Below are 13,882 nucleotides of genomic sequence, written 5' to 3'. Positions count from 1 at the left end.
ATCGAGTGATCTGAATACTCAGGTCGTAAGTATTAATTAGTACATTGTGGAAAGATAGCAGGTCTAATTATGCAGATGGTGTCAGGAAGAACATCGACCCGGGGGTCTATGAATACCACCCAAACAGACGCTGCAGAACGTGCAGCGGAACTGCTTGCAAGTATAGCGGAAACGCGAAGTCGAGCGGCATTTAGTGAGCTGTTCCGACATTTCGCGCCTAAACTGCAATCTTACGCAACACGGCAATTTGGCAATGAACAAACCGCCATGGACCTGGTTCAGGAAACCATGACTAACGTTTGGCATAAAGCTCATTTGTTCAAGCCGGACAAAGGTTCGCCGTCAACTTGGATATTCACCATTGCGCGTAATATTCGTTTTGACCTTTTACGCAAAAATAAAAAGCGTAAGGACGACATCAGTGCCGATGATCTTTGGCCTATTTTGTCAGAGCAAAACGATAATTTAGATGATGGTTACAGTCTGGATAACGATGTGTTGATGCAGGAAATTTCGCAATATTATGCGCAACTTCCTGACGCTCAACGTGTTGTTATTGAGAAAATTTACATTGAAGGTAAGTCGCAGCAGGAAGTATCTGATGCGCTTGGCGTGCCTTTAGGGACTATTAAATCCCGAACTCGGTTAGCACTTAAGAAATTAAAAGAGTTGATAGTAAATGATGATTAAATCGCACCCGGGCGAAGGCCTTTTATATCAATACGCTGCTGGTGATGTCAGCGCAGCAATGGCGATAGTCGTGGGAACTCACGTCGATATGTGTAAAGCATGTCGCCGCACGGTGTGCGACATTGAACAAAAGCTGTGTGAGGACAACCTCGACACTATTGTTAATGTGGCCAGCAACGCAATGACAAAAGCTCAATGCGACCAAATGCTGGAAGCCATTTTCGAGTCGTCTGTCTGCAGTAAGCTTGAAAACGAGCCTAATGAGACATTGTATCTTGAAGGTCGCTGTTTCACCCTGCCCCGAACCTTAGCCCATAACAGTCATCGTATTGGCGAATGGTCGAAGTTGGTTGGTAAATTGTGGCGTGCACCTTTGACTTTAGATAACGGTAATCAGACGAACCTGATATACATGGCGCCCAGCGCCAAAGTGCCGGAGCACACTCATAAGGGTCAAGAAGCGACACTTGTATTAGATGGTGTGTTCAATGACGAGAGAGATGAGTACAGGGATGGTGACTTTGTGTTGCTGGATCCGTCTAAAACACATACGCCCGAAACTCGGGAGCAAGACTGCCTGACTCTGGCAACGCTTGATGACCCGCTGCATTTCACTTCTGGTATCAGCCGTTTGCTTAATCCATTCAGCAGCTTATTTTTTAGAGCTTAACTGCTTCCATAAAAAGGAAGCCTGATTTTACTCAGGCTCTGCATTTTCTACACGACTCTTAAATTTCTGTCCTGGTTTAAAGCTCACCACACGGCGAGCTTTAATTGGAATTTCTTCACCCGTTTTAGGGTTTCTACCTGGACGTTGGCCCTTAGTTCGCAGCTCAAAGTTACCAAAACCTGATAATTTGACCTGCTCACCGCTTTCCAAAGCAGAACGTATTTCCTCAAAAAAATCTTCAACAAGCGCTTTAGCGTCTTGCTTACTAATACCGTGTTTCTCGAACAGGACTTCCGCCAATTCTGCTTTGGTTAGCGCCATAGTTTAATCCCTCAGTGTTGCATTAAACTCACTTTTTAAGATCTCTACAAATTGAGTCATTATTTCGGTAACGTCTGCCTCTTCTAACGTTTTATCGGCATCCTGTAATGTTACAGACAATGCCAAACTACGTTTGTTCTCCGGCACACCGTCACCTTCGTATACATCAAACAAGTTTAGGTCAACTAACTGTTTTACGCCAATATTTTCCATCGCAGCTAAGAGTTCACCCGCCGCAATATGCTTATCAACGATAACGGCTAAGTCACGACGAATACTCGGATAACGCGACACAGGCTGCGCTACCGGAATACGACGTACAGCTATCGCGTCCAGCTCAATTTCAAACACAAAAGCACGCTGATTTAAGCCTAGCGCCTTTTCATGCTGTGGGTGCAAAGCACCCATGAAACCGACTTTACGCTCACCTTTATAAATTGCCGCAGACTGCCCTGGGTGTAATGCATCGTGCTGGTCAGCCACAAAGCGGAATAAGTGCGCCTCGCCTGTTTTTTCCAATAAAGCTTCAACGTCGCCTTTTACATCGAAAAAGTCGACAGCACGCTCACCTTCTGACCAGTGTTCCGTATGTGCTTTTCCGGCACGAATACCGCCAAGCACCGGTTCCTGACGAACGCCATTTTCAGCGCTTTCATCTGGAATAAAACGTAAGCCTGTTTCGACAAACGCCAATACAGCTTGCTGGCGTTTCTGGTTGTGCGCAACAGCGCCAGCTAAACCCGGCCAAAGGCTGACACGCATAGACGACATATCGACCGAAATTGGGTGCGGCAAGGTTAATGCTGCGGTTTCGTTAAACAACATGGCCTGATGTTTAGGATCAACAAAGCTGTAAGTAATAGCTTCCTGATAACCACGCTCAACCAGCGCATTCGTTAAGGTATGGCGGCTAATCGAAGCTTCTTTGCGATCAGTCATGCGAAGCTGTGCCGCCGGCGCCGCTGCCTTAATCGCATTGTAACCGTACACACGCGCCACTTCTTCAATTAAGTCTTCTTCAATAGCGATGTCGAAACGGTATGACGGAACCTGAACCTGCCATTCGCCGCTGTTATAGGTTGCTTCCAGGCCCAGACGCTGAAGAATTTCTGTTACTTCGTCATCGGCAATTTGCACGCCCAGCACTTTGGCCAAACGAGCGCTGCGTAATTTTACGTTAGCACGCTCGGGCAGGTGCTTCTCAGACACCGCTTCAGTAACCGGCCCTGCTTCGCCGCCGCAAATATCCAGCAATAACTGCGTTGCACGCTCCATAGCAGTACGTTGCAATTGCGGGTCGACACCACGCTCATAGCGGTGAGATGCATCCGTGTGCAGGCCGAAGCGACGTGCTTTACCTAAAATAGCGTCCGGCGCAAAAAACGCACTTTCTAAGAAAATGTTTTTGCTTTCAACGGTCACACCACTGTCTTTACCACCGTAAACGCCTGCCATTGCTAAGGCTTTTTGCTCATCAGCAATGACCAGAACATCGTCATCGAGTTCCACTTCTTCACCGTCTAGCAGTGTCAGCTTTTCTTTCGCTGCTGCCAAACGCACGTGAATATCGCCTTGTAGCGTATCTAAGTCAAACGCGTGCATTGGGTGGCCCAACTCAAGCAATACGTAGTTGGTAATATCCACCACCGGATCAATACTACGGATACCACTGCGACGCAGCTTTTCACTCATCCAGATAGGCGTTGGACGTGACACATCAATGCCTTTAATCACACGACCTAAATAACGTGGACATTGCTCAGGCGCGTCTAAATGAACCGCCTTTTGCTCATCAATTTTAGCTGACACGTCGTTAATCTCGGGCTCGTTAACATCCAGTCGATTCAATACACCCAGCTCACGAGCTATACCACGAACACTTAAACAGTCACCGCGGTTTGGCGTTAAGTCGATATCAATACTGTGGTCTTCAAGGCCTAAATACTCTCGGTAATCTTTGCCAACCGGTGCGTCTTCCGGCAACTCTATAATACCTACATGGTCGTCAATTAAGCCCAGCTCTTTGAATGAGCAAAGCATACCGTGCGACGGATGCCCACGTAGTTTTGCTTTTTTAATTTTGAAGTCGCCCGGCAGAACTGCGCCAACCTTAGCGACAACCACCTTAATACCCTGACGACAGTTTGGCGCACCACACACAATGTCTAGCAACTCGCCGTCGTTGGTGTTCACTTTGGTAACCTGCAACTTGTCCGCATCGGGATGAGGGCCACACTCGACCACTTCACCCACCACTACCGTATGGAAGTCTGCTGCAACTGGCTCGACACCGTCTACTTCAAGACCAGCCATGCTCAGTTGCTCGCTAAGCTCATTGCTGTCTACGGCTGGGTTAACCCACTCTCTTAACCACTGTTCACTTAATTTCATGCTGCAAATGCCTTCTGAATTCTGGATTAGTTGAATTGTTTTAAGAAACGTAAGTCGTTTTCGAAAAACGCACGCAGGTCGGTTACGCCGTAGCGCAACATGGTTAGGCGCTCAACGCCCATACCAAAGGCAAAGCCGGTGTATTTTTCCGGGTCAATGCCAACCGCTTTCAACACGTTAGGATGCACCATGCCGCAGCCCAGTACTTCTAACCATTTACCGTCTTTACCCATGACATCCACTTCTGCTGAAGGCTCTGTGAATGGGAAGTAGGACGGACGGAAACGCACTTGCAATGACTCTTCAAAAAAGTGAGTCAGGAAATCTTCTAAAATGCCTTTTAACTGCGTAAAGGATACGTCAGTGTCTACCATCAAGCCTTCGACCTGATGAAACATTGGGGTGTGGGTCTGATCGTAATCGTTACGATAAACGCGACCAGGCGAAATAATACGCAATGGCGGCTTTTCCACTTCCATGGTACGAATTTGAACACCCGAAGTCTGAGTACGCAGCATCGTTGAGGGAGTAAAATAGAAGGTATCGTGGTCTGCACGAGCCGGATGGTTCGCCGGAATGTTCAATGCATCGAAGTTATGGAAACCGTCTTCCACTTCAGGACCTTCTTTAACACTAAAGCCCAAATCACCAAAGAACTGTTCAATACGGCGAATAGTCTGCGTAACCGGGTGGACACCACCAACCGCAGAGTTGCGTCCAGGCAATGTGACATCAATACGCTCTGCTTCTAGCTTGGCTTTTAGCTCTTCGGCTTTTAGCAACTCTTTGCGCGAATTGATGCTGGTTTGAACCTGTTGCTTAGCTTCATTAATTTTTTGGCCGGCTTCGCGACGCTCTGACGGGTCAAGTTTTCCTAAGCCTTTTAACAGCTCTGTTAATTGGCCTTTTTTCCCCATGTATTGAACACGAACGTCATCCAACGCTTGCGGGTTATCCGCATTGGCGATGGCCGCTTCGGCTTGTGCGACGATTTCCTCTAATTGCATTGTTTCCCTCAACACTGACAATAGGCTTTTATAGCGTGATTTTTAAAGGCGTTATTCTATCAGAAAAACGATCAAAAAAGGGAGCCTAATGGCTCCCTTTGAAATCTGTTTAAACGAACTTAAAAAGTCGTTGTTTACAGTGCGCCTTTCGCTTTCTCAACCAAAGCAGCAAAGCCGTTTTGATCGTGAACTGCGATATCAGCAAGGATCTTGCGATCGATTTCTACTGATGCTTTCTTAAGACCGTTAATAAAGCGGCTGTAAGACAAACCGTTTTGACGTGCCGCAGCATTGATACGCACAATCCATAATTGACGGAATTGACGTTTCTTGTTGCGACGGTCACGGTACGCATATTGACCTGCTTTAGTGACTGCCTGTACCGCAACGCGATAAACGCGACTACGGGCACCATAATAACCTTTCGCCTGCTTCAGGACTTTCTTGTGACGCGCTCTCGCGATTACACCACGTTTTACTCGTGCCATTTGCTAATCTCCTCTTATGCGTACGGTAACATACGATCGACTAATTTAATGTCCGCTTCGTGGACCATGCTCTTAGCACGCAGCTGACGCTTACGCTTAGGAGTTTTCTTAGTCAGAATGTGACGCAAGTGAGATTGCTTGCACTTATAACCGCCTGAAGCAGTCTTTTTGAAGCGCTTAGAAGCGCCTTTGTTTGATTTCATTTTTGGCATGAAATTAAACTCCGCATTGTTGATTGAAAGTGTGAAAGGGTGAGACAGCAAGCTGCCTACTTGTAAACCACGATCACTTCTTAACCGGTGCCAGAACCATAATCATCTGACGACCTTCAGCCCTTCTAGGGAACGACTCAACAGTTGAGATTTCTTCTAAATCCGCTTTAACACGGTTTAGCAGGTCAATACCCAACTCTTGGTGTGCCATTTCCCGGCCACGGAAACGGATAGTGACTTTAGTTTTGTCACCTCCCTCGAGGAAGCGACGCAGGTTGCGCAGTTTTACCTGGTAGTCGCCCTCATCTGTGCCAGGTCGGAATTTAACTTCCTTAACCTGAATCTGTTTCTGCTTTTTCTTTTGCTCTTTCTGTTCTTTACTCTTCTCGAAGAGGAACTTGCCGTAATCCATTAAGCGGCAGACAGGTGGCTCCGCGTTAGGGCTCATTTCCACCAAATCAACACCAGCTTCTGCTGCTGCATCAAGAGCCTCGTTAATACTGACGACACCAGCTTGTTCACCATCGGTTCCGATTAAGCGAACTTCATCAACGCCGGTAATTTGGTCGTTGATACGGTTTTTATCTGCAGCTTTTTGAGTTCTTTTTCCGCCTTTAATGGTTTATTCCTCCAACTAATTATTAAATTTTGCGTGTACGTACTTCGTCTTCAATTTTTGCAATGAAGTCTTCCAGAGCCAGTTTACCCAGGTCTTCACCGCTACGAGTACGAACCGCAACCTCGCCAGCTTCGACTTCTTTGTCGCCGACAACCAGCAAATAAGGAACTCGTTTAAGAGTATGCTCACGGATTTTAAAGCCAATCTTCTCATTTCTCAAGTCAGCCGTGGCACGAATTCCCTTTTCATTCAGTGATTTTACCACCTTTTTCACATAATCGCTCTGATTATCGGTGATATTCATCAAAACAACCTGCGTCGGTGCTAACCAAACCGGGAAATGCCCTGCGTATTCTTCAATAAGAATACCCATGAAGCGCTCCAGCGAGCCCAGAATAGCACGGTGAATCATCACCGGAGTATGACGCTCGTTGTCTTCACCCACGTAGGTCGCACCTAAGCGGCCTGGTAGTGCAAAGTCCAGCTGAATCGTTCCGCACTGCCACGCACGGCCTAAGCAATCGAACAAAGTAAATTCAATTTTCGGACCGTAGAATGCGCCCTCGCCCGGCAGGTATTCAAAGTCGATATCGTGCGCTTTCAGTGCGTCGGCCAAGGCTTTTTCACTGCGATCCCAGGTTGCATCGTCGCCTAAACGCTTTTCAGGACGCGTTGACAGTTTTACGTCGATTTTGTCGAAACCAAAAGTTTCATAGGTCTCGTAAACCATTTTGATACAGGCTGCAACCTCAGGCTGAACTTGGCCTTCAGTACAGAAAACATGCGCGTCATCCTGAGTAAAGCCACGTACACGCATCAGACCATGCAATGCCCCAGAAGGTTCATTTCGATGGCACGAACCAAACTCTGCCATGCGCAACGGTAAATCGCGGTATGACTTAAGCCCCTGGTTAAAGATTTGCACGTGTCCCGGGCAGTTCATGGGCTTAACGGCATATTCACGGTGTTCTGAAACGGTTGTGAACATCAAATCAGAGAATTTCTCCCAGTGACCCGACTTTTCCCACAACACACGGTCCATCATCATTGGACCTTTTACTTCCTGATAGTCGTACTCACGCAGTTTCTCGCGCACAAATTCTTCGAGTTCACGGAATATAGTCCAACCATTGTGATGCCAGAACACCATACCCGGCGCTTCTTCCTGCCAGTGAAATAGATCCTGATTCTTACCAATTTTACGGTGGTCGCGTTTTTCGGCTTCTTCCAAGCGTTTCAAATAGGCTTTTAATTGTTTTTTGTCTGCCCAGGCAGTGCCGTAAATACGCTGCAACATTTTATTGTCAGAGTTGCCGCGCCAATACGCACCCGCCATTTTCATCACTTTAAAATGCTCGCAGAACTTCATGCTAGGTACATGCGGACCACGGCACATATCAATGTATTCTTCGTGATGATAAAGCGCCGGACGCGAGTCGGTCGGAATATTCTCGTCTAAAATCTCAATTTTGTAGGGTTCGTGACGGTCTACGAAAGTTTCACGCGCCTCTTTCCAGCTGACGTTCTTTTTAATGACTTGGTAGTTGGTTTTCGCCAACTCCTTCATCCGCTTTTCAATTTTCTCTAAATCTTCGTCGGTGAAGGTATGGTCAACGTCGATATCATAGTAAAAACCGTTGTCGATAACCGGACCAATCGCCATTTTCGCGTCTGGCCACAGTTGCTTAACCGCGTGACCCATTAAATGCGCGCACGAGTGGCGAATAATATGCACGCCGTCATCGTCTTTCGGTGTGACAATTTCTACTTTAGCATCGTGTTCAATCTTATCGCAGGCGTCGGCCAACTCACCGTCGATGCGACCAGCAACAGTCGCTTTCGCCAGACCAGGCCCGATATCCATAGCGATATCCATGATTGAAACCGGTTTATCAAATTCGCGTTGACTTCCGTCAGGGAGAGTAATTACAGGCATGAAACTTCCTTCCTATCCAGTGGTGACACCTACCAAGTGCCACATGCTCTATTTATTGAAATTTGGTGCGTTCGGTACCATCGAACGCAAGACGCTACTATAATCGACCGCTTACTTTTGAGCAACCTTAGAGCCTACCGCGCCGCTCTTTTTAATACCTATTTCTTTTCTGAAAAAACAACGAATTACTGCTCGCTCTGTCACAGGTGCCTTAGTCTCATTAGGCGGAATTGGCATTTTATTTCTATAGTTACAGAAAGACTCAAAGAGCAGGACAAAACAATGAACGAAGAGAACCTAAAAAGTGTGCCAGTGAAATGTCCGCATTGCGGCCACAATACCTTTTTAGATATTGATGCTTCCGAGGGAAACCAGGATTACCAGGAGGAGTGCTCCGCCTGTGGTGATCTCATTCACGTGCAATTACAGGTCGATGAAATCAATCAACAGGCGCGTATTAAAGTCGACGGCAATGACGAACAGTTTTACTGACGTTTAGCCAAGACACGCTCAACCGTATCGACCGTTGTAATGGTTTGCTGGTCAAGCTCAATGTTGACTTCTGAGCCCACTTCGCACTCACCTAAGTTGGTAATGCGCAACGTTTCTGGAATAAGGTGCAATGAAAAACAATTTCCCTTAACCTGGCCAATGGTCAAACTGGCGCCATTAACGCTTATAAAGCCTTTATCAAACAGGTAACTGCTATGCTTTTCTGGTATTTGGATCCACATGGCACAGTTATTTTCCGACAGTGCCACGTCAGTTACTTTACCTGAACAATGAATATGTCCCGATACACCATGGCCGCCAATTTCATCACCAACTTTCAGTGACCGCTCAAAGTTAACCTTGTCACCTTCTTTCAACTTGCCTAAATTCGTTAAACGCAGGGTTTCATCGATAACATCAAAATGCACCTGCGTGTCACTGAATTCAACGACCGTTAAACAACAGCCGTTAATAGCAATACTGGCACCAATGGTTAAGTCTTTTAAAAATTTAGGTTCAGTTCCGACCACAATATGTCGAAAAGAAGCTTGGTCAGAGACCGAAAATATCGTAGCTTGTGTTTGTACAATACCTGTAAACATGAACCACCCGTGTGACAAGGAACCGGAGAAATGACTCGAAGTGTACTTATTTTTAGGCCCGTTGGCTATGCACTCATTGCCTTTAGCGCACTGGGAATGGTCGCTTGCTCAGACAATCCCGGGTTAACCGAGTACGCGGACAAACTGCACAGCGACGTGCATGACACACTCGAGTTACCGGCCCGCTCCATCACTCCAGAGAAGCCAGTGCTGCAGTATCCTGCAAAAAGTGAGTTAAAGCGTGATGTTGAGCGCACCAGCCTCGGCTTTATGGACAGTATGCGTCTGAATCATTGTCGGCTGGGTCAGGAAATTGCCGAAAACAACAGCTCGCTAGGCAAGTTAAAAGACGGCTTCAGTAAATACCATGCAGATTTAACCATGATACAGGCGTTGGAAGACTGCATTGAACACCCTGAGTCCGCTAACGTAAAAGCACAACTAGAAGAAGCACTAGCACATAAAAAGTCGCAGTTAAACGCAAGCCTGGCCAATGCCTTCGCATTTGAAGAGGGCCTTCGCAGAGCCTTGTCTGTTGGCAACAATTCTCTGCCGAAAATTCATGTTACCGAATATAACTACGCCGTTAATGCTCTGGAGCGTTTCACCCGAATTTTGGAGCGCTGGAACTATACGAAAGAAGCGGATGACCCGTCCGAAATGATAAAAATGCTGGGACGACTTGAGCGCAGTAACTATTTACCCGACTTATTCAGAACCATGTTGGACTACGAACACAAGCTAGAGGCCATGCGTGACCAGTTACCGGAAATTCCGGAAGCCCTGCACTGTCCTAATGGCAGCGTCCCCAAAAAAGCAGAACAGCTGAGAGACTCGTTTAACAACATATACATTAAAGAAATGCAGGGCGACATTGCAGAAGTTATTGAGCAACATCAGCGCCTGTTAATGACACTGGAAAACCTTCAGGGAATAGCCCCACAACCGGCGCTGAAAGGCTATATTGCAGAGCTCGGTAAGCTCAGCAAAGTGTTGACCGATGCCACCGTTCACTTTGTTCGGCCCTGGCAGCGTTTTTACAGCGCGTGCAACTTCACACCAGCGCCTGACTAGAAATTCGACAAACAGTCACTTTTTGCAAAAAATGACTTGCACGAGCGGCCGCAAATAACTAATATACCGCCCGTCTTCACGACATACCTCAAAAATGTGCGTCCGTAGCTCAGTTGGTTAGAGCGCTGCCTTGACATGGCAGAGGTCGGTTGTTCGAGTCAACTCGGACGCACCACTCTCTTATCAAGAAAAATCTCAAATATTCAACAAGTTGGCAACCACGATAAATCCACTATCTCAGCCACAAATTTTATTGGTGACCAAACGGTGACCATTCAGTGCCCTGGCCTATTTTACCACCCGCTTTTTTCAAAACCTTTTGTACCATGCACTCAAAAGCTAACCTGACTAATTATTCATTTTTATGAATACGGCTTTACAAAAAATCTATCGATAAGCAAAAAGAATAATTACTCATCAGGGCTGTAAATAAATAGATCACCAGGCGTACATTCAAAAAATTCACACATTTTGTTCATAACTTCTAGTTCTATTCGAGCTGCTTCATCGTGGTAAATCCGCTGGATCGTACCCCTATTAATTCCTGTCGCCTTGGCAAGATCTGACATCTTTAACTTTCTCTCAGCTAAAAGAACAGCAATGTTAGATTTTATCATTCAATAGACCTTTTTTATCTTCTATAGACAAAAAATGCTTGCAGGGGATTTTATATATGCTAAATTATCTCCTGTAGACAATTTTAATCTACTAAAAATACTTTTTGTTGATTGGAGATATTACTATGAGTCGCACATATCTGACAACTGATGAGCTTGCTAAACGCATTAAATATGAGCCACGCACTATCCGCAATTACCTTAAAGACTCAGTGCTTCTTGAGGGCATCCATTACTTTCACCCTTTTGGTGGCCGAAAGATCCTATTTATTTGGGAAAAAGTCGAATCTGAAATGATGAGAGATACCTTCTTGGATAGCAAAGCGATTGGATAAGGAGAACTGATAATGGCATCAATCAATTCGAGAGCTGGAAAGCTAGTCGTAGATTTTAGGTATGAAAAACAGCGGTGCAGAGAAACGACCGTTTACGTTGATACCCCAAGCAACAGAAAAAAACTTAAAAAAATAATCGAGCGGATGGAAGCTGAACTTATCCTGGGAACCTTCAAATATGAGGAATATTTTCCCAACTCCGAACGCGGTCGAAAGCTATCTCAGTTAAACCAATTAAGAGCGGCCTCACAAACTAACACTGCGCCACTTTTTTCTGACTTCTCTGAGCTTTGGTTTCGGGAGCGCGAAGGCGAATGGAGAAAAAGCTATATACAAACAGTTCGGTATACGCTCGATTCATATTTGATCCCGCAGCTAGGCAAGTCAAAAGTAAATGAAATCACTAAAGCGGTGATTATGGAGTTTCGAGCGTCGTTACTCAAGACCACCTCGCATCTTGGTACCAACTTAAGTAACGCTCGCATCAATAAAATCATGAGCATCGCTAGAATGATCTTAGTGGAAGCATCTGACCGATTTGACTTCCCCAACCCGTGGCTAAATATCAAACCACTTAAAATTAAACGCACAGATGTAAACCCGTTTTCGCTAGAGGAAATCAAACGTTTTATCAATGCTGTTCGGCCGGATTTCAAAAATTACTACATCGTTCGTTTCTTTACCGGCATGAGAACAGGCGAAATAGATGGGCTCCATTGGGATAATATTGATTTTAACAAGCGTCAGGTTTTAGTGCGTCACTCTAAAGTCATGGATGAGCTTGTTGACACCAAAACTGACGGTTCATTTCGGCAAATTGACATGAGCCAAACTGTTTTTGACGCACTAAAATCACAAATGAAAATCACATACGGAAAATCCGACTTTGTGTTTTGTTCGCCGAACGGTTCCCCCCTCCAGCACAACAATGTGACAAAACGTGTTTGGTATCCAACCCTAGAGTACCTTGGGCTTGCCAAACGCAAACCCTATCAAACAAGGCATACAGCAGCTTCTTTATGGCTCGCTGCTGGCGAAAATGCAGAGTGGATTGCCCGGCAATTGGGTCACGCAAATACCCAGATGCTCTTCAAAGTTTACTCTCGTTATGTTCCAAACCTTACACGCAAAGACGGCTCTCTTTTAGACAAGGTACTTACTGAACATTTAAATGACTTAAATAAGTCGGAGGATTAATACAATGTTAAATTCAGTAGCAAATGCAAGTTACGTTAATAATCATAACATCACTAACTGGGGTGATAATCCCTCGCCCGTCAATCAAAAAAATGAAAACGTGCACGTTAAAACTATTGCACAAAGCATTAACGATGGCTATCTCACGGGTTTGTATCGCATTACCGGTGTCATAGTTAAAATCGCCAAAAACGGTGAGCCATACGTAAGCATCCGACTGAGTGATTCAACAGGTGACGTCCATGCCGTTATATGGCCTGAGCGAAAACCACTTGATTGGAACCCGCCCTACAGAAATTCAATGAACACTTGTGTTTATGCCTCGGGCTCTGTTAATTATTTTACTTCATGTAATAAAAATCCTGCTGAAAAGAAACCAACTATCGTTATTGACGAAATTCGTTTAGCAACAGAAAATGAACTTCATGAAGCGCCAGCGTTAACTACTTTACCCCGGTTATATTGCCCAAATAAAGATGTATTCGATAAGTTAATCAGTACCGCCAGAGAACTAGAAAGCCCGCCGTTGAAACGATTTGTTTGTCGCGTTCTCAATCAAGATCAAGTATTTCAAAGGTTCTTACAAGCACCTGCCAGTACTAAGTATCATCATTCTTACCCAGGTGGTCTTTTAGAGCATTCCGTTGAAGTTGCTTGTATTATAAATAATATTGAACTTTACCGTAGTCCTAATGAGAAAGAGCTGGCTATTGTAGGCGGTCTTCTGCACGATATTGGAAAGGTCCGAAGTTACAATAACTACGGAAGTATGAGCCTTAATGGGAAATTAACCGACCACAATGCTCAAACGCTAGAAATTTGTGCCGAAGCACTAAAAGAGCTGGACTCCGACAACTACAATTTGGCTGAAACACTACGCCATATTTGGACGTGTTCATCACCAGGGTCTCGTTATGGCCGCCCTACTAAATTTGCAATCGGACATGTCGTTGCAACGGCAGATAGAATTAGTGCCGAATTCGGTAATGAAAACGCCGCATTTGCGTCCGCCTCAACTCACCAGAACCTAGCGAGGCTTGGTCAATTAGAGTACTGTCGACTAGCCTGATGTGTCCCCAATGAGAAGCCAATTTACCGATTGCGCTTCTCACCTTTATAAACTAAATGTCTGCTATGTGCCATTAAGAGACATTCACTTAGCTCTTACAACAACTTTGGCCTTCTTGAATTGGTGGGCATTTCACTGTTCCATAAGAGCAGTATACACAAC

At 45.5% G+C, this 13,882-nt stretch carries 16 protein-coding genes and 1 tRNA gene; 8 read left to right on the top strand and 9 right to left on the bottom strand.

The window, feature by feature from the left end; translation table 11 throughout:
* Nucleotides 1–69 precede the first annotated feature (69 nt).
* A complete protein-coding gene (locus BLT32_RS07665; RefSeq protein WP_053953830.1) occupies nucleotides 70–690 on the top strand; it encodes a sigma-70 family RNA polymerase sigma factor in 621 nt (206 codons plus the stop codon).
* Complete coding sequence (locus BLT32_RS07660) at nucleotides 680–1,360, top strand: ChrR family anti-sigma-E factor (RefSeq protein ID WP_053953831.1); 681 nt, start codon at nucleotides 680–682, stop codon at nucleotides 1,358–1,360. Before BLT32_RS07665 ends, BLT32_RS07660 begins: the two co-directional genes overlap by 11 nt.
* A 27-nt stretch (nucleotides 1,361–1,387) precedes the next feature.
* On the opposite strand, the gene BLT32_RS07655 is transcribed toward BLT32_RS07660, so the two are convergent.
* The 7 genes from BLT32_RS07655 to thrS form a co-directional block, all read right to left on the bottom strand.
* The gene (locus tag BLT32_RS07655; protein WP_053953832.1) at nucleotides 1,388–1,681 is read right to left on the bottom strand and encodes an integration host factor subunit alpha; all 294 of its coding nucleotides are present in this window, start codon (nucleotides 1,679–1,681) and stop codon (nucleotides 1,388–1,390) included.
* 3 nt (nucleotides 1,682–1,684) lie between these two features.
* Entirely contained in the window at nucleotides 1,685–4,072 is a 2,388-nt protein-coding gene (gene pheT / locus BLT32_RS07650) for a phenylalanine--tRNA ligase subunit beta (RefSeq protein WP_053953833.1), read from the bottom strand.
* A 26-nt stretch (nucleotides 4,073–4,098) separates the two neighbouring features.
* A complete protein-coding gene (pheS, locus tag BLT32_RS07645; protein ID WP_053953834.1) occupies nucleotides 4,099–5,079 on the bottom strand; it encodes a phenylalanine--tRNA ligase subunit alpha in 981 nt (326 codons plus the stop codon).
* A 134-nt stretch (nucleotides 5,080–5,213) separates the two neighbouring features.
* Entirely contained in the window at nucleotides 5,214–5,567 is a 354-nt protein-coding gene (gene rplT, locus BLT32_RS07640; RefSeq protein ID WP_053953835.1) for a 50S ribosomal protein L20, read from the bottom strand.
* A gap of 14 nt (nucleotides 5,568–5,581) precedes the next feature.
* Nucleotides 5,582–5,779: a 50S ribosomal protein L35 gene (gene rpmI, locus BLT32_RS07635; RefSeq protein ID WP_053953836.1), complete on the bottom strand. Its 198-nt coding sequence runs from the start codon at nucleotides 5,777–5,779 to the stop codon at nucleotides 5,582–5,584.
* A gap of 73 nt (nucleotides 5,780–5,852) precedes the next feature.
* The gene (gene infC / locus BLT32_RS07630) at nucleotides 5,853–6,398 is read right to left on the bottom strand and encodes a translation initiation factor IF-3 (protein WP_074668937.1); all 546 of its coding nucleotides are present in this window, start codon (nucleotides 6,396–6,398) and stop codon (nucleotides 5,853–5,855) included.
* 22 nt (nucleotides 6,399–6,420) lie between these two features.
* Complete coding sequence (gene thrS / locus BLT32_RS07625) at nucleotides 6,421–8,334, bottom strand: threonine--tRNA ligase (RefSeq protein WP_053953838.1); 1,914 nt, start codon at nucleotides 8,332–8,334, stop codon at nucleotides 6,421–6,423.
* A gap of 282 nt (nucleotides 8,335–8,616) precedes the next feature.
* On the opposite strand from thrS, the gene BLT32_RS07620 reads away from it, so the two are divergent.
* Nucleotides 8,617–8,826, top strand: a complete 210-nt coding sequence (locus BLT32_RS07620; RefSeq protein ID WP_053953839.1) for a CPXCG motif-containing cysteine-rich protein — start codon at nucleotides 8,617–8,619, stop codon at nucleotides 8,824–8,826.
* Here the strand turns inward: BLT32_RS07620 and BLT32_RS07615 are convergent.
* A complete protein-coding gene (locus tag BLT32_RS07615; protein WP_053953840.1) occupies nucleotides 8,820–9,428 on the bottom strand; it encodes a riboflavin synthase in 609 nt (202 codons plus the stop codon). The genes BLT32_RS07620 and BLT32_RS07615 overlap by 7 nt on opposite strands.
* A gap of 30 nt (nucleotides 9,429–9,458) precedes the next feature.
* Between BLT32_RS07615 and BLT32_RS07610 the strand changes: the two genes are divergently transcribed.
* Together BLT32_RS07610 and BLT32_RS07605 are read left to right on the top strand one after the other, a co-directional pair.
* On the top strand, nucleotides 9,459–10,502 hold the full coding sequence (locus BLT32_RS07610) for a DUF3080 domain-containing protein (protein WP_053953841.1): 1,044 nt from the start codon (nucleotides 9,459–9,461) through the stop codon (nucleotides 10,500–10,502).
* A gap of 98 nt (nucleotides 10,503–10,600) precedes the next feature.
* A tRNA-Val gene (locus tag BLT32_RS07605) sits at nucleotides 10,601–10,677 on the top strand.
* Nucleotides 10,678–10,912: 235 nt separating this feature from the next.
* On the opposite strand, the gene BLT32_RS07600 is transcribed toward BLT32_RS07605, so the two are convergent.
* A complete protein-coding gene (locus tag BLT32_RS07600; RefSeq protein ID WP_053953842.1) occupies nucleotides 10,913–11,119 on the bottom strand; it encodes a helix-turn-helix domain-containing protein in 207 nt (68 codons plus the stop codon).
* Between the two features lie 125 nt (nucleotides 11,120–11,244).
* Between BLT32_RS07600 and BLT32_RS07595 the strand changes: the two genes are divergently transcribed.
* From BLT32_RS07595 to BLT32_RS07585, 3 genes are read left to right on the top strand one after another with little or no spacing between them, the layout of a single operon-like run.
* Nucleotides 11,245–11,454 carry a hypothetical protein gene (locus tag BLT32_RS07595; RefSeq protein WP_053953843.1) on the top strand — a complete coding sequence of 70 codons (210 nt, stop codon included), beginning with the start codon at nucleotides 11,245–11,247 and terminating at the stop codon, nucleotides 11,452–11,454.
* Between the two features lie 12 nt (nucleotides 11,455–11,466).
* Nucleotides 11,467–12,651: a site-specific integrase gene (locus BLT32_RS07590; protein ID WP_053953844.1), complete on the top strand. Its 1,185-nt coding sequence runs from the start codon at nucleotides 11,467–11,469 to the stop codon at nucleotides 12,649–12,651.
* A gap of 4 nt (nucleotides 12,652–12,655) precedes the next feature.
* Nucleotides 12,656–13,720 (top strand): HD domain-containing protein, encoded by a 1,065-nt coding sequence (locus BLT32_RS07585; protein WP_053953845.1) that lies wholly within the window; start codon nucleotides 12,656–12,658, stop codon nucleotides 13,718–13,720.
* The last annotated feature ends 162 nt before the right edge of the window (nucleotides 13,721–13,882 follow it).

Origin of the sequence: Idiomarina zobellii (assembly GCF_900100855.1) — a bacterium.
GTDB lineage: Bacteria > Pseudomonadota > Gammaproteobacteria > Enterobacterales > Alteromonadaceae > Idiomarina > Idiomarina zobellii.
The sequence above is the reverse complement of the archived record's forward strand: the minus strand, read 5'-3'. Positions and strand labels throughout refer to the sequence as shown.

Bases quoted from the DNA above. Each gene is read 5' to 3' on its own strand.
- BLT32_RS07665 (WP_053953830.1), top strand. From the start codon at position 70: ATGCAGATGGTGTCAGGAAGAACATCGACCCGGGGGTCTATGAATACC.
- BLT32_RS07660 (WP_053953831.1), top strand. From the start codon at position 680: ATGATGATTAAATCGCACCCGGGCGAAGGCCTTTTATATCAATACGCT.
- BLT32_RS07655 (WP_053953832.1), bottom strand. From the start codon at position 1,681: ATGGCGCTAACCAAAGCAGAATTGGCGGAAGTCCTGTTCGAGAAACAC.
- pheT (WP_053953833.1), bottom strand. From the start codon at position 4,072: ATGAAATTAAGTGAACAGTGGTTAAGAGAGTGGGTTAACCCAGCCGTA.
- pheS (WP_053953834.1), bottom strand. From the start codon at position 5,079: ATGCAATTAGAGGAAATCGTCGCACAAGCCGAAGCGGCCATCGCCAAT.
- rplT (WP_053953835.1), bottom strand. From the start codon at position 5,567: ATGGCACGAGTAAAACGTGGTGTAATCGCGAGAGCGCGTCACAAGAAA.
- rpmI (WP_053953836.1), bottom strand. From the start codon at position 5,779: ATGCCAAAAATGAAATCAAACAAAGGCGCTTCTAAGCGCTTCAAAAAG.
- thrS (WP_053953838.1), bottom strand. From the start codon at position 8,334: ATGCCTGTAATTACTCTCCCTGACGGAAGTCAACGCGAATTTGATAAA.
- BLT32_RS07620 (WP_053953839.1), top strand. From the start codon at position 8,617: ATGAACGAAGAGAACCTAAAAAGTGTGCCAGTGAAATGTCCGCATTGC.
- BLT32_RS07615 (WP_053953840.1), bottom strand. From the start codon at position 9,428: ATGTTTACAGGTATTGTACAAACACAAGCTACGATATTTTCGGTCTCT.
- BLT32_RS07610 (WP_053953841.1), top strand. From the start codon at position 9,459: ATGACTCGAAGTGTACTTATTTTTAGGCCCGTTGGCTATGCACTCATT.
- BLT32_RS07600 (WP_053953842.1), bottom strand. From the start codon at position 11,119: ATGATAAAATCTAACATTGCTGTTCTTTTAGCTGAGAGAAAGTTAAAG.
- BLT32_RS07595 (WP_053953843.1), top strand. From the start codon at position 11,245: ATGAGTCGCACATATCTGACAACTGATGAGCTTGCTAAACGCATTAAA.
- BLT32_RS07590 (WP_053953844.1), top strand. From the start codon at position 11,467: ATGGCATCAATCAATTCGAGAGCTGGAAAGCTAGTCGTAGATTTTAGG.
- BLT32_RS07585 (WP_053953845.1), top strand. From the start codon at position 12,656: ATGTTAAATTCAGTAGCAAATGCAAGTTACGTTAATAATCATAACATC.